The sequence below is a fragment of the Pseudomonas songnenensis genome (assembly GCF_003696315.1).
Taxonomy (GTDB): domain Bacteria; phylum Pseudomonadota; class Gammaproteobacteria; order Pseudomonadales; family Pseudomonadaceae; genus Stutzerimonas; species Stutzerimonas songnenensis.
On sequence record NZ_RFFN01000002.1, the window covers coordinates 569,895 to 584,990 of the forward strand.

General features: G+C 56.8%; 10 protein-coding genes and 1 tRNA gene. 7 read left to right on the forward strand and 4 right to left on the reverse strand.

Translation table 11 applies throughout. From position 1 onward, the window contains the following. Nucleotides 1-4 precede the first annotated feature (4 nt). Complete coding sequence (gmtZ, locus tag EA798_RS07110) at nt 5-3,694, forward strand: gamma-mobile-trio integrase GmtZ (protein ID WP_208643713.1); 3,690 nt, start codon at nt 5-7, stop codon at nt 3,692-3,694. Then, the gene (gene gmtX, locus EA798_RS07115; protein WP_122098500.1) at nt 3,687-4,322 is read left to right on the forward strand and encodes a gamma-mobile-trio protein GmtX; all 636 of its coding nucleotides are present in this window, start codon (nt 3,687-3,689) and stop codon (nt 4,320-4,322) included. The genes gmtZ and gmtX overlap by 8 nt, the downstream gene beginning before the upstream one ends. A 906-nt stretch (nt 4,323-5,228) precedes the next feature. Here the strand turns inward: gmtX and EA798_RS20695 are convergent. Further along, nucleotides 5,229-5,660, reverse strand: coding sequence for a hypothetical protein (locus EA798_RS20695; protein WP_208643714.1), 432 nt, complete (start codon nt 5,658-5,660; stop codon nt 5,229-5,231). 85 nt (nt 5,661-5,745) lie between these two features. On the opposite strand from EA798_RS20695, the gene EA798_RS07125 reads away from it, so the two are divergent. Both EA798_RS07125 and EA798_RS07130 read left to right on the forward strand, forming a co-directional pair. Next, entirely contained in the window at nt 5,746-6,024 is a 279-nt protein-coding gene (locus EA798_RS07125; protein WP_244221256.1) for a helix-turn-helix domain-containing protein, read from the forward strand. A 211-nt stretch (nt 6,025-6,235) separates the two neighbouring features. Next, entirely contained in the window at nt 6,236-6,475 is a 240-nt protein-coding gene (locus EA798_RS07130; protein WP_122098501.1) for a hypothetical protein, read from the forward strand. A gap of 335 nt (nt 6,476-6,810) precedes the next feature. Here EA798_RS07130 and EA798_RS07135 read toward each other — a convergent pair whose 3' ends face one another. Next, complete coding sequence (locus tag EA798_RS07135; protein ID WP_244221257.1) at nt 6,811-6,972, reverse strand: hypothetical protein; 162 nt, start codon at nt 6,970-6,972, stop codon at nt 6,811-6,813. 437 nt (nt 6,973-7,409) lie between these two features. On the opposite strand from EA798_RS07135, the gene EA798_RS07140 reads away from it, so the two are divergent. Genes EA798_RS07140 through EA798_RS07150 form a run of 3 tightly spaced genes read left to right on the forward strand, consistent with a single transcriptional unit; the run spans nt 7,410 to nt 12,780 of the window. Then, a complete protein-coding gene (locus EA798_RS07140) occupies nt 7,410-8,327 on the forward strand; it encodes a radical SAM protein (protein ID WP_122098502.1) in 918 nt (305 codons plus the stop codon). Further along, nucleotides 8,324-8,731: a DUF6375 family protein gene (locus EA798_RS07145; protein WP_122098503.1), complete on the forward strand. Its 408-nt coding sequence runs from the start codon at nt 8,324-8,326 to the stop codon at nt 8,729-8,731. Before EA798_RS07140 ends, EA798_RS07145 begins: the two co-directional genes overlap by 4 nt. Nucleotides 8,732-8,745: 14 nt before the next feature. After that, entirely contained in the window at nt 8,746-12,780 is a 4,035-nt protein-coding gene (locus tag EA798_RS07150) for an NACHT domain-containing protein (RefSeq protein WP_122098504.1), read from the forward strand. Nucleotides 12,781-13,329: 549 nt separating this feature from the next. On the opposite strand, the gene EA798_RS20625 is transcribed toward EA798_RS07150, so the two are convergent. After that, nucleotides 13,330-13,421: transfer RNA gene (locus EA798_RS20625), tRNA-OTHER, on the reverse strand. An 815-nt stretch (nt 13,422-14,236) separates the two neighbouring features. After that, nucleotides 14,237-15,067: a hypothetical protein gene (locus tag EA798_RS07160; RefSeq protein ID WP_122098506.1), complete on the reverse strand. Its 831-nt coding sequence runs from the start codon at nt 15,065-15,067 to the stop codon at nt 14,237-14,239. Between the last annotated feature and the right edge of the window lie 29 nt (nt 15,068-15,096).

A 15,096-nucleotide genomic window follows, 5' to 3' on the forward strand; every position in this document is an offset into this window, starting at 1 on the left:
GCCGATGCCAGCCAAAAAAGATTTTTACACCTACGCCGAAGCGCAGGCGGCAGCCCAGGAGCTGGGCATCAAGAGCCAGCCCGACTACAGAAAACGCTACCGCGAAGATCCGCGGCTGCCGGCCCGCCCCAATCAGATCTACGCCGACGCCGGTTGGATAGACTGCTACGACTTCCTCGGCAATGAACGGCCCGACTGGTACCCGACCTACGCCGAGGCCCAGGCGGCAGCCCAGGCGCTGGGCATCAAGAGTGCGCCCGACTACAGAAAGCGCTATCGCGAAGACCCGCGGCTGCCGTGCAACCCCAGTCAGGTCTATGCCGATGCCGGCTGGATGGACTGGTACGACTTCCTTGGCAACGAACGGCCCGACTTCTACCCGACCTACGCCGAGGCCAAGGCGGCAGCCCAGGCGCTGGGCATCAAGAGTCAGCCCGACTACACAAGGCGCTACCGCGAAGACCCGCGGCTGCCGTGCAAACCCAGTCAGTTCTATGCCGATGCCGGCTGGATGGACTGGTACGACTTCCTCGGCAATGAACGGCCCGACCTCTATCCAAGCTACGCCGAGGCCCAGGCGGCAGCTCAGGCGCTGGGCATCAAGAATCCGTCCGACTACACAAAGCGCTACCGCGAAGACCCGCGGCTGCCGTCCAGCCCCAGTGAGTTCTATGCCGACGCCGGCTGGATGGACTGGTACGACTTCCACGGCAATGAACGGCCCGACTTCTACCCGACCTACGCCGAGGCCAAGGCGGCAGCCCAGGCGCTGGACATCAAGAGTCAGCCCGACTACACAAGGCGCTACCGCGAAGACCCGCGGCTGCCGTGCAAACCCAGTCAGTTCTATGCCGACGCCGGCTGGATGGACTGGTACGACTTCCTCGGCAATGAACGGCCCGACCTCTATCCAAGCTACGCCGAGGCCCAGGCGGCAGCTCAGGCGCTGGGCATCAAGAATCCGTCCGACTACACAAAGCGCTACCGCGAAGACCCGCGGCTGCCGTCCAGCCCCAGTGAGTTCTATGCCGACGCCGGCTGGATGGACTGGTACGACTTCCACGGCAATGAACGGCCCGACTTCTACCCGACCTACGCCGAGGCCAAGGCGGCAGCCCAGGCGCTGGACATCAAGAGTCAGCCCGACTACACAAGGCGCTACCGCGAAGACCCGCGGCTGCCGTGCAAACCCAGTCAGTTCTATGCCGACGCCGGCTGGATGGACTGGTACGACTTCCTCGGCAATGAAAGCCCTAGCGCTGCCCTAGCGGACTACCCGCACATATGGGCAAATGTTGAGCAGTGGCTGAAGACCCAAGTGAACATCCAAGGCAAGAGATCCGCGATCAGGGTTTTTTTGAGTAATTTCTATCAGGTACAGGAGTTGCCAGATGAACTGGTACACCTACTGCTGCGCGCCAATCCCTTCCCCACTGAGGCCTATCAGCAGTTCATTGAAGCCCAGGCCGAGTCTCTGAAAAGACCTTATCACAGAGCTATCACAGCTTTTTTCGACTGGCTTTTGGATGAACGCTGCACCGATGCCGACGCGGACGAGCGCATTGTGCTTGCTGAGTTCCGGAACCCCTTTCAAACGGTGCTGGCCGGCTTTACAGATAGCTTGCAGGCCTACCGGCCCAGCCAGTCCACCAAGCCGCCGCTTGGTTATGAATACATTCTCCGTGCACGCAATTTCCTCGTGCCGAACGGCGAACGGGTATTGCAGACACGGCCCAGCCTGACGGATTTGCCGCACCTGCAAGACTTCTTTGCGACCCGCGCCGACTGGATTTATGTGGACGAGTCGTTGATCGACCGCGCCGATCCGAACTGCATTTGGCGGAAGGTCAAGGCTGACCGCAAGATGAAAGACAATCGCGAAGTGGTGGACAGCTATCAGATTTGGTCGCCTGTTCGCTTTGTGGCGCTCTACACGCTGCTGCGTTTTCCGCTGCGCGGCCAACAGATTCTTTGGCTGGACAGCGGCGAGGCGGATAACGAAATTGCCGTTTTCGATGCTGAGTATGGCGGTGTTCGCTGGGAGAAGAACACCGGCCCCCTGGCTGGCAAAGGGAGCAAGAAACGCCGCTCGCAGGCTGCGGTACAGCGCGGCGACAGGGACGCGCCAAAGCTCTATGTGAACACCAACAAGACCGGACGCCAGGAAGGCGGCTACGAAGTTCCGTGGATTCCTGATGATCTGCTCTATTGGTTCCTGTTGCTGCGCGACTGGCAAGCTAAGTACAACTCGCTGAAAGAGCCGACGCGCTGGTCTGACATCAAACTTCGCGCCGAAACCAATGAGAAGATTTTGCAGGCGCGTGGCACCCAATGCTTTCTGTTCCGCACGGACGCCTCGGGTCAGCCGACGTTCACCACAACGGCTTTCACCCACATCTTGCCGGCATTGCTCTACGCGATTCAGCGTCCCGGCGAAAACCTTGCCAGCGAAAGCCCCAACTTCAAAGCGAACAATCAGCGCTATATCAGCCCCTACACACCGCACAGCCTGCGTGTCAGTCTGATTACGGCGTTCATCGCAGACGGCGAAGCGCCTATTTACCTGATCTCCAAGCTTGTCGGTCATGCCTCGCTAGTGATGACGATCTACTACATCAGGCTGAACAACGATCAGATGCGCCGCACCATGGGCGAGACTGAGAAGCGCGCCGCAGAGATTTCAACTCAGCGCCATGCCGAAGCGGTTAGGACGCAGGGATTACAGCCGCTTCGCCATCAACTGATTGCAACGGACGGAAATCGCTTGCTGCTCGAGTCTGACGTGCCGAACTCGGCCTGCGTGGTGTTCGATCACGGCCTCTGTCCCATGTCAGGCGCTGCATGCCAAATCGGCGGCGAGGCTGTGGCCGAGAGAAAGGTTGAAAGTCTTTATGCCCCTGTCGAGGCGGGCTATCTCGGGCAGAAAAATTGCCCGCGATGTCGGTTCTTTGTCACCGGGGTTCCGTTCCTTGGCGGCCTGGTGGCGCTGGCCAACGAACTCGCGTTGGAGATTCATGCGGAAAGCGCACGTTTTCAGAGCTACGCGGCGGCGGTCGAACGGCTTGAGCAGGACTGGTATGACGCCTGCCAGGCCAATCAGCCGGACACTCAGCACTCGAATCGAAAGCAGGCGAGCGCCAACCAGCAACTGAGCGCGGGGAAGCTCGATGGCCTGCTGACTGACTATGCAGCCATCAATCACTACGTCCAGGGCTGTCTGAAACTCATCAATGAAGGCGAGCAGGGCGGCGAAGGCGAGAATGGTGTCAGACTAATCGCTGGTGGAGATCTTGCCGAGATCGGTGTCGCCTTTGAAGAATCCAAGACTAACTACCATTTGCTGGCCGAAATCTGCCAGAACGCGACCATCTATCGGTCGGCCAATCCCTCGCGTGCCGTGCCGCTGATAGCACAGGCCATCGACCGTATGGCCGAGAACAACGGCTTGGCACCGACCATGTTCAGGCTCGACGACGAACAGAAGCTGGTCGTTGCCAACGAGATGAACCGGATTCTCCTTCAGCGTTTAGGGTCCTGGGAAAGGATCGACGATCTGTTCTCGGGCGACCTGATGCTGCTCGACATTGATACTCACGAGCCGGAGCTGACGCGCATTTCGGCCGAGATCAAACAGCTTCTCTCCAATCCCAATAGCGCGCGCCAGTTGATCCACGAGGCCTCTATCAATGAGTGACCAACTTGTTTCGCCGCAAGACACCTACGGGAGGCTGATGAGCGCGGCCAACGATAGCCGCCGCAAGCGAAGCCTGGAAGCCATCAACGAAGCGTGCCGGCTGCTGCATGAGCGGCATTCTTCGGACTTTTCCTACAAGACCATCATCACCCTTGCCAATGACCGTGGGCTTCCTGTCCCCGGCGAAAAGTCCATCGTCAATAAGACCGGCGAGCATTACCGGGAACTGATCCAGGCTTGGAAACTCGCGTCGCTGCCCAAGTCCAGTAAGACAAAAGCCGATCCGAATGATTGGATCGAACACATCCAAGATCCGGTGCTGCGCATGAGCGTGAGCCTGCTCGCCAAAGAGTTGCGGGCGCTCAAGGCCAAGGAGTCGCGCAAGGCTAAGCACAGTGGTGCACCGATCATCCTGGGAAGCGCGGCGGGGCAAGCCATTTCCACTCGGCCGCTCTTGAATGATGCTGAGTTGGCAGCCTTAAAAGCTGCGATTGATCCAGCGTTGCTTGGCCTAGTGGGGCTGTCGATTGGTAGCAGGGGCGAATTGTTGGATGTGAAAGGGAGGACGATACACAAGCCGGGTTTCTGTGACGCAATTGAAAAAGTTCTGGCTGTTCAGGTGAAGTGATGGTCTGTCCCGGAGCTGGTGGACAGGTTGTTAAGAGCGCTACTGCTCGCATTTCGCCGCTTTACACCATCGGACTGATGTAGCCCAAACGTCGGCAAGTTGCGATCAACCTTTTTAAAACATCGCGCTCCATGGTGACCTGAGCCAGTTGCTAGCGTAGCCGAAGCAGCTCCGTACTCTCACCGCGCTGCTTGTCATTACCCGGAAAGGCATCGTCACCTTGCTGCTCGTGCTGGCGCTTCCGTTTTTTCCAGCAGGCTTTTTGGCGATGCCGAGCGTCTCGGCCACATGACGAAGCGGTGTACCGGCAAGCACCTGGTCTACTGCCTCGCGTTCGAATGATTCGGGAAATGTCGTCTGGTCTGGGTTATGAACACTCCTCGCGGTAGACATTATCCACCTTAAGTCAGTGTCCGCTCAGCCCGGGACAGACCTAACCTCTTCAAGACGATTGCGGACGCGGTGATGGACCGCGTGATTCACAACTCGCACCACATGCAATTCGCTGGGGAGTCACTGCGGAAGGTAAAGGGGCTCGCTACTAAGGTCCTCCAGAAGTCTCCCGCATAACCGAGCGCTCGCGCGGCTAGTTTTGGCCGCGCGCGCGTTCCCCAATCGATACCGGCTATAGGCTTTAGACAGGCCATATTCAATCGAGGGGATTACTTGGAGCGCCGTCAGGCAACCAGGCTCCGTGAGGAGGGCGTCGGCGGGCCATACAGGCACGAGACTCATATGTTGGCCACGCGCGAACCTTAGCATTCGCCCATTTTGCTAACCGAGCAACCCTGATTCACCGCACTACGACTACTTAGGTGACAGACATCTCGACTGCTGGCTTACTTCAGGCGGGCACCGAATACCCTGGAGGATCGCCTCAGCGAAACTGCTAATGGCCCAGGCCAGTTAAGTGGTCGTTGAACAGTAGATCTGAGCGCGCTCTACATCGGCTGAGCTGATGTGATCTCTATCCGAGTAGACAGCCCCTGACCTGGTTCTAAGGTCATAGCCCAATACATTTTCATTGGTATCGGAGATGCGAACCAGCTCAGCAAGCGGTTCCATCTGCCACGCGCCGGCTCCATTCAGACGAGAGGGAGTGATGACCTGCACGTCCTCTATCTTGGCTTTGGCAGCGATACCTTCCAGCATATGCTCTAGCTCTGCCCCGGACGCTACAAGGTACATCGTTCTCCAGTTAGCCCTACCTTTGCCAAGGTTAAGGGTTACACAAAACCAGGGACGATGCTGCTCAAGCTCAACAAAGCGCCATAGTTGGTAGGGTTCCCCAAATAAAGGCGCGAGCGGGATTTCAGCATGCCGATGGGTGGTGAACATCAATGGGCCCCTACATTTAAGCTATATACAGCATAGCTCATTCAGCTTCGAAAAGGCTTCATCGTTCCTTTTGCGAGGCAGCAAAGTGGAACTGAATGATGCGCTTGGGCTTGTGATTAAGGAGCTTCGGCAGCAGAGGCAATTACCCCAGGAAGGGCTTGGGCCCAGCCAGAGCTACATCAGCGCGATTGAGCGCGGCAAGTGGAAGCCATCGCTGGAGAAAATAGAGCAAATCGCGGAAATTCTATCGGTTCATCCCGCCTCCTTGCTCATCCTGGCCTATCTAAGACAGGCGCCAGCGGGCGAGGCGGATCAGATTCTCAGCTGCATCCAAACTGAAATCCAAGAGCTACGATCTACCTGAAAGCGGCTCGGCGCATTACCTCCGCAGTGACGCTTTGATCGGTGATCCTTGGCTCGCTGCCCAAGCAACCGCCTGGTGGCTCCATGGTAGCCTTGCTGAACTCTGTGACTCGCTTCCCACCGATCACTGTGTCAATGAGCCAAAACAATAGGCATCAGATTGAGAGTCTTTAAGCATCAGCCATCGAGGCGCCATTGAGAGGACTAAATCCATGGCCGAATTCAGCGATAGCGAAATGGACCGTGACGAAAAAATGATTCCTGAGCTCGCAGCTGCCGCCACGCATGCTGCTTACCTGCGTTCCGTTGAGGCGGGCCATACCTTGGTAATAGCAAAGAATGGCGTGCTTGTTCAGGTTGAGCGGGACGGTTCGGAGATACCGCTCCGCGCATTAAGTGCTAAACATAGGGTGAAATCTGGGAAGGTTTTCCGCTTAAACGCAGCTGTCTAATGGCTAGCGAGAATGTGGGCGGAGCGAGTGGCGCTTATGGTACTTCGAATAACACAGCATTGCCGCTCATAGATTTACTTTGCAAAATGACGGCGTTTAGGTGATGCAAGCTTAACGATAAAGTCTCCATTGCCGTCCCCTGAATCTTGGCAGAGTCGCTAGGAAGCCAAAGTATGGTAGCCCATCTCGTGGAGACGTCTTACTGTCGCGCGCACTGGGCAGTAGTGGCTGAGCTATAGGCGGGCGATAGAGTTCATAGAAATCGTAAAAAATCCTTTGAAATCGAGCAGGATATCAGCCCACAGCAGCCAGATCTGTGCCGAGCGGAGTAGAGTTCATTGCAGCTTTTTAGCTTGCTCGCGTTGAGAGACGCTGGCGAGACACTTCTCGATGAACTGAAGCTCCTGATCAAGCTCGACAGCACGCTTTTCCAGAGCCTTTAAAGCTGCTTGATGCTCTTTTTGCGCCTCTACTGGTGCTTTAGCGAGTCCTGCCAACTTCCTCTGGCTTCTCATTTACCTCGGCAAGGTACTTTTCCCCGGACTACTTTTTCCTCGCCGGAAAGAGCTGGCACTCCAAGACCGGCTAGAGGGAGCGGGGCGGAATCTATGATGCACTATGCAGGTATCCGCTGAGGAGTAATGAAAGACTGGGCGTCTGAGCTTACATAGAGGCGATTGTTCGTTTCGGATAAAGACGGAAGTTACGACTCCGTCCGGCTCGGCCGAAGCATTTGATCGCACGGTGCAAATCTCCTCATATAGGTTCTCTGCGATCAGATGTGAGCGCAGAACCTTCGAATTGGCAGAAAGTGGTCCGTGGCGCTGATTTACAGTAAGGCGCTGAGCGGACGATTGCATCAACAGTAGCCTCGAGAATATCGACACGTTAGACAGCCTATTTCAGGTTGAACTGCTTTCGGTGACAATTCCTTATGAAATCCAGAGTCGGCCCAAACGGGGTGCATTTTTTCGATCGAACTTCAGGCGTGAATGTCCTTCTAGATGAGCTGCGCCCGGAAGAGGCGATTTGGTCGACCTCCCCCCGCCAGGTATCTATTGCACTCTCCAATGTCTGCGACCTTCACTGTGCCTACTGTTACGCGCCGAAGCACAAGGCGTCTCTGCATAGCGACCAAGTGCTCGGCTGGTTAAAAGAACTGGATACGGAGGGGTGCCTCGGCGTCGGATTTGGTGGCGGCGAGCCCACGCTGCATCCTGACTTCGTCGACATATGCAAACGAGTTGCGGGGGAGACTCAGCTCGCGGTCACATTCACGACTCACGGTCATCGCCTGACGCCACAGCTGGCCGAGCGCCTCAAGGGCTCGATCCACTTCGCACGCATTAGCGTCGACGGGGTCGGCCGCACCTATGAAGAACAGCGCGGGAAGCAGTTTTCCAGTCTCCTCCGAGGAATGGATTCGATTGCGACCTTGTCGCCATTTGGGCTCAACGTCGTGGTCAACGAGCGTACGGTTGCAGAACTTGACGCCTTGAGCGAGCTCGCGCAAAAGGTTGGAGCTAGCGAATTACTGTTGCTTCCTCAGCAAGCAACCTCAGCGGTCGCAAGCATCGATGGAGTGGTAAGCCGAGCACTTCGAGACTGGGTCTCCAACTACAGAGGCAAGGTTCGCCTTGCAGTCAGTGAGGCGGGTGCGTCAGGACTGCCTACGTGCGACCCGCTCCCCGATGAGCGAGGCCTCAATGCCTATGCGCATATAGATGCATCCGGCATGCTGCGCGCGAGCTCTTACTCGCCCGACGGCGTGAAGATTGGAGACGCCGGCGCTCTTTCGGCGCTTGAGCGACTCAGAAATACTTTCGAGATAAAACGAGAGGCCCAATCATGAAGATTTGGAACGGATACGGCTCTGAGCATTCGATGAACCTGGTTCTCATCGGGAGGTTCAAGTGCGCGCAAGACGCCGAGCAGGTCGAGAAGGACATTGACAAGCTCAGCGCTCAGGCTGCTAAAGACGACAGCTACTCCATCCCTTTTGCTCAACCTGAGAATCAGAGATTTTCAGATGACATGCTCTCGTTGCTGTGCAGTCTGAACCTCAACACCTTGGGGCCAGCTGATCTCGGCCAGTTGGTATCCGATCATCACCTCTCGCGTGAAGGCGATCGAATCACTGTCACGACTGACGAGGCGGAGGTGTCCGCGTTCGTGAAGCTCTTCATTGATGCTGGGGCTAAGGTCGAGGTCTTCTCTGCGCACGACTACCCGTCCGATTCTGCCGATGCCAGCTGACAGGGAAAACGCCAATGCCTGCAGCAAATTGGGATGTATTCAGCGAGCTACCTGGAGCCGCGGACGAAAACTTCGAGAAGCTTTGCCGCTCTCTGGTGCGCCGACACTACGGACGCTACGGTCGCTTCAAGCAACTCGCAAACCAGCCAGGCGTGGAGTTTCATCTTCAGCTGACGGAGTCTTGTGATCTCGGAGCGCCGCAACGCTGGATTGGCTGGCAATGCAAATGGTATGAGCTGACAAACGGACAAGACTTGGGGGCCGCGCGCAAACAAAAGATCGTCGAGGGCATGGAGAAGACGCGCAAGCATGTCCCAGGTGTGACCGACTGGAAGCTTTGGACACACCACACGCTGACAAAGGGGGACCAAGAGTGGTTCTTCGCACTTGAGAAAGACCGCTTCCCCGAGTTGAAGTTGGAGCTGCTGACGGCAACGGATATCGAAGACCTCCTGGTAGGGCCGGGAGCACTACTTCGAGAAACCTACTTCGGCGAGCTCGTTCTGACGCCTGCGCTACTTGCTGAGCAGCATAGGCTCGCTGCAGCTCCATTCAAGCGCCGATACCAACAGGAAGTTCATGTTGTCGTTGGAGCAGAAGGGAAGGTGCTCAGGCATCTGGGCGGACAGGCCGCGTGGGAATCACTGGAGAAAATCTCAAGTGCCCTCAAGACGGATTGCAGGGACATTTCTTCGCTCACGGCGCAACTAAAAGTCGAACTCAAGGCCGAAGTCGACTCGCTCTTGGCTCGAGCCACCGGATTGGCTGGACTGCTAGATGACCTGCACACAGCGCTCGGCAGGGGCGACTTCGACTTTGTACAGCAAATGCTGGCGGCGAACCCGCCGCAACCGGTGCACTACGACAGGCTGCTCTCGAAGCTGCGTGGGGCTCGTTCAGGCGGAGCACCGTTAACCGCGAATCTGGTCGCGGACATCCACGCAGTGTCGTCGGCGCTGCTCAGTCTGGAGAGGTCGATCGGCGTTCGAGCCGTGGCCGTGCTTGCAGCTGCGGGCGAAGGAAAATCCGAGCTTGCCGTCAAGGTGACGCAGCCGGACGGAGACCTCCCTGGTGGTGTCTTGCTGCTAGGCAAGAATCTTCATGCAGGCCAGGGGCTTGACGATCTTGTGTCTGCCTTCAAGATTTCTGGCAGGCCAGCGGAGAGCTTCGACCGGCTGGTTGAGGCCGTTGATGCGGCGGGGCAGCGCGCGGGCAAGCGCATCCCCATTGTCATTGACGGTCTGAATGAGGCTGAAGACCCCAGAAACTGGAGGGATGAACTCGCCCGAGCGGAAGAGTTTCTGGAGGACTTCCCGTACGTTCTGCTGGTTGTCACTCTACGCAATGAGTTTGCGCAGATGTGCCTGCCGGAGGACTTTCCTCAAGTTGAGCACAACGGATTCCTAGAAGACCCGCAGACGGCAATCGACAAGTACTTTGAGTACTACAAGATCGACGCCACCGACGCGGATCTGCCCATCGAGTTCTTGCAGCACCCACTGACGCTGAGAATCTTCTGCGAGGTGGCGAACCCTCGGCGCCAGCACATTGTCGGGGTGGAGGCGCTGCCCAGTTCGCTTGCAAGCCTGTTTGAAGCGTACTTCAACAAGGTTGCCGAACGGGTTGCTCAGCTTTCACCAACGGCGCACCGTATCTATCAAGATGAAGTCCAAGATGCGCTGCTGACGATCGCGGGTCTCCTCTGGGAGGGCAACGCGAGAAGCGTGGAGTTCAAAGCTGCTCGGACGGCAGTTCAAGACGTGGGCCGTTGGGACGTCAGCGTCATTCGCGCGCTGGAGTCCGAAGGCGTCCTCGTTCGAACGACTTCTGAAGAAGGAGGCCAAGGAATCGCGTTTTCATACGACCTGATGGCCGGACATATGATGGCGCGCCACCTGCTTGCCAGACCGGCCTTGGCGCAGTGGCTGCAAAGCGATGAAGGACGCGCGCTCTTCCAATTCCGTGAGCCTGGTTCGCATACCTTCGCTTATGACGTGTTCCAGGCTCTGGTTGGCCTGTATCCGCAACACACGGTCAGGCGCCAGCTTTGGCAAGACTTGTTGGACGAGAACCTCGTCATGAACGCGCTGTTGTTGACAACGCAGTCAGACCCAAGGCACATCGGGCGGGAAACGGTGGAACGGTTCGCGCGGGCAATGCAGGAGTCGAAGCCGTTCGCACGGTTTGCCTTCAAGAGACTACGGGGTACCAGGGCAGCGCGAGCGCATCCATTCGACATGGACTTCTTGCACGGCGTGCTCTTGGCCATGCCCAATACGCAGCGCGATCTATTCTGGTCGGAGTGGGTTCGCGAGAGCTCTGAGGAAGTCGAAGACGATTTCAAATTTCTGTCGTCCAGATGGAAATCGGGTGATCTAGACGAGCGAGAGATTCGGCGGGCGCGCTGGGTGATGTGGACGCTGACGTCGACGTCCAGAAGCCTGCGCGACGTGGCCACCAAGACCCTGTACGAATTCGCCACCAGGCGGCCTACGGAGTTTTTCCGGCTTGCAGTAGAGGCAATTGCCGTTTCAGACCCATACGTCCCCGAACGGATGTTCGCCGCGGCCTACGGTGCGGCGCTGACCACCTGGTCGGATATCAATGCTGTGGAGATGCGTGAGGCACTGCCTAGAGTCGCTCGTGAGATTTATCAAGCGATGTTCGCGCCTAGCGCGACGCATCCTACTTGGCATGCCCTATATCAGCAGTACTGTCTGGGTACCATTGCCATCGCAAGGATGGTGGATCCGGCTTGCTTGTCTGCGGACGAGGCAGCTCATCTCCTTCCACCGTTTAGCCATCTACCCAGTCCGTTTGTGAACATGCCGCAGTACAACCCGGCGGTGATCGAACGTGCAAAGCGTGAGGCGATTCGAATGGACTTCGGCAACTACACGATGGGAAGACTGATTCCAGGTCGGTCGAACTACGACGACAGCAACCCAGAGTACCAGCGGGTGCTGCCGGCAATCGTTTCGCGAATGCTGGTGCTTGGCTATGACCCCGCGCAGTTCGAAGCTGTTGACCGGCAAATGAACTCCGGCCCTCGTATGGGAGGTGACAAGCACAAGGTCGACCGATACGGGAAGAAGTACGGCTGGATCGCTTACTTCGAGATGTGGGGTGTCCGGTACGCGCAGGGCCTTCTTGCGGAGCGGCGCAGCGCTCGCCCCTCAGATGCGGACATCGACCCGACATTTCCGCTCGCGGCCACGAGAATCGACCTGCCGCTCCAAGACTTGTTCAGTGGTCAACCTACTGGTACTGGCGACTGGGTGGTGAGAGGTCCGCAACCAGACTACCGCGGCATCCTCGAGATCGAGGAGATTGATGGCCTGTCCGGGCCGTGGGTCGTACTTGACGGGTTCCTCGAACAGAACGCTCCCGCTGATGACCGACAGGTCTTCACCTTCCTCCGAGGTGTACTCGTGGACAGCGGAGAAGTCGACCACCTGTGCACGTTGTTCACTGGCCTCGAATACCCCGGCAATGATGCCATTCCAGAGGAGCCAAGCTTCCATTACACCTATGCGGGTGAGATGCCTTTCTCCTCGATACCCGGTATGCCTGTCGCTAATGAGCGAGAGGACGACCGCGCCGAATACATGGTGTCCGCTGATAGGTGGTCAAACAGTGGCGTCACGGTCGACATCCCGGTGCAGAAGTACAACTGGGAGAGCTACCACAGCGTGCTGAACCAGAGCAGTGGGGCGAGCCTGCCATCCAAACTTCTCTGTAAGGCTTTGAGCCTCAGGTACCACGCCAACAAATGGGACTTGCTCGATGCTTCAGGCGTGGCGTCTCTTTACCGCGAAGTCGGCGAGTATGGCTCGCAGATCAGTGGCTCGTTCAGCTATCTGCGTCGTGACCTTCTTGACAGCTACTTGACGCAGTCCGGCAAGATGCTGGTGTGGCTCATGTGGGGAGAGCGTGGCTTTCATCATCGGTCAGCCGAGGCGCACAACCTTCACGAGTACTACGCGCACCACCAGCATATTCACAAGCGTACTCACATCTATCAGCCTGCTTCGAGCACTCAATCGTAGGGCGGATCAGGCGAGGTGGTGCCGCCATTCTGGGACGCAGTAGCCGTTTATGCAGGGCGTGGTACCGGCGGCGGATCCAGTATTCGTTATGGATTCGCCGTTAGACGGCCTGACCAAGTCGTGTCACGCTCAAATCAGCGCCTCGAGTGTCCGCCACCTATACCGGAACGATCGAAGAGCAAACCAAGTTGACATCGCCGGCGTCAGCTCTCGAACCGCATCGGACCTGAGTGTTGTACAAGCGGTCATAGCGCTATCGTCCCGCCAAGTGCGCAACCGCTGCCAAGTGGCCAATCAACCCATGACGCGCTGAATGAGCTCTGGCGACGTTCGATGTCGGGCAGTAAGCAAACATTTGCGGTCAAAAGTTAGCATCAACCGGCTTCACGTCGATTACGGCCCCTCGCGAAAGACTAAATCGGCCAAAATCACCCGCTGGCTGACTCTGAAGCGCTGAGGGGTTGCGTCCGCGTTTGCTTCGCGTCGCAGATGCCACAGTCGGTACCTTCTGGATAGAAAAAGCCAGGCACAAGGCCTGGCTTTTGGAAGTGGTGCGGGTCAGGGGATTCGAACCCCTCGGTCTCTGTTGGTAGCTCTAGTTACATCCGAACGCCCCATTATTTGAACTGAGAAAGACCCGCAGAGCCGTTCCGCACCATTCAAAAACTACAGTACTAACCATAAGCATTACCCCCAGATCAAAGCAGTTAAAGATCGGTGTGATCAACCTCAAGCACACCGGAACGACTGTCACCAGGTCCGACATTACAGCCAAAATACTGAGGAAATTCAGTCTCACAAGAGCCATTTGGCCCAACACAGTAGGGAGTGACCGATAATCAACTCCTGAATACTGGCCCACCAATTTTATCCAGATGACGGTCACATAGTCCAGTTGTCGCACCGCCATCTAGATAGTGCGGGCGAGCTGCCGGCGCGCCTCATCAAAGGTCCGTCCGCTTGCACCATACTAAGCAACTTTTTATTGAGTAAATCCAGTATGGGTTTGCGTAAACTGTAGTGGTCTAATCCCCGTGGACACCTCGATAGCGGATGATTCTCCCCAACGAGGGCTCAGCGAGACCTGACCCTTGGCCAGGTAAGCCGCAATTGGGCCTAGTGACGATGGGCAGAACCGGCCAATAGCAGACGCTCGGACTAGTCATGAGGCTTGGAGGTCTCTAGGGAGCGCGGCCTATTCACAGGTCGCGCTCATAGCCAGTCAAAGAATGTCTTGGAGGATTGGTATGGGGCCTCTGTCCCAGCCGCTATTTGATTTTTACGCTCTAGCACTTCCACGGGGGCATGGTTTTGGAAGTGCTCCGCCCATCGGAGCGTGGGGGAGTGATGAGGAAGATGCCTTCGGCGCTGTAACCCAAGACTCACAAGACAATAGCTTTGGGTGTCTGGTTGCACGACGTCGTGTGGATGGTGTGTGGGTTGTTGTGTTGGATGTTCACGGGGTAGAACCCCTTTCCGGCGCTAAAGGCGAAAGATCGCGCAGCGTAATGACCATGCCGCTGTATTCATCGGTAGGCTGAATTTCGATGTTTTTCCCCAATTCGAGAATGTGACCATGTAGGAATAGCATGACCTCTTGCTTGTCCATCAAGCAGGGGTACAGGGCATGGCTAGATCTGATCCTAATCCTGATGGGAAGGCTCTCCTTGCCGACCTTGAATTTGGCCTTTGTAGCGATATAGAAGGCGTGGTTGTAAAAACTAACCGAGGCAAATCCATAAAGGATTTTCCGATCTGAGCTTGGTGCTCCTTCCTTGCCTTCGTGGCTAAGTGGGCTGAAAGCATCGAAATAGGTTTGGGGCTGCGAGGCGATGTGAAGTGAGTGGGTTCGTCGCGCATCTAAGTCCTCCATTGCGCACCAAGCATCAACGACTTCTTGAAGCGTTCCGTGGTGGCGTAGGGGCTCCAAGCGGCTCTGCAGTGCAAGTGCGTGCATTTCTTCCACCGTGGGCCTGTTCGCTTTGCGTGGCTTTTCTATAGGACCCAGGTGAGTTGGAATGGGGCGCGGGGGAACGGTGGACTTTCGTGAGATGGGGGCGCCGGGTACCGGGGAGTCGATGGTTTTTTGCTTTTCGTTCACACACCCAGGAGCGTGAGAGCCTGGCGCTCTGAAAAATGCGTTGATGAGCTTTGCGGGCACCACTTCAGCCAAGCAATTGGCGTCCGGGCAGAAGTAGAAAAGGTCTTTGGCATGATAGGCAGACTCTACCGATACTTTGGCGCTGATCTCCCAGCAAATTGCCGTCGTCATCAACTCGTTGCTCATCTAAACCCTCAAGATTTTATGGACGTCCA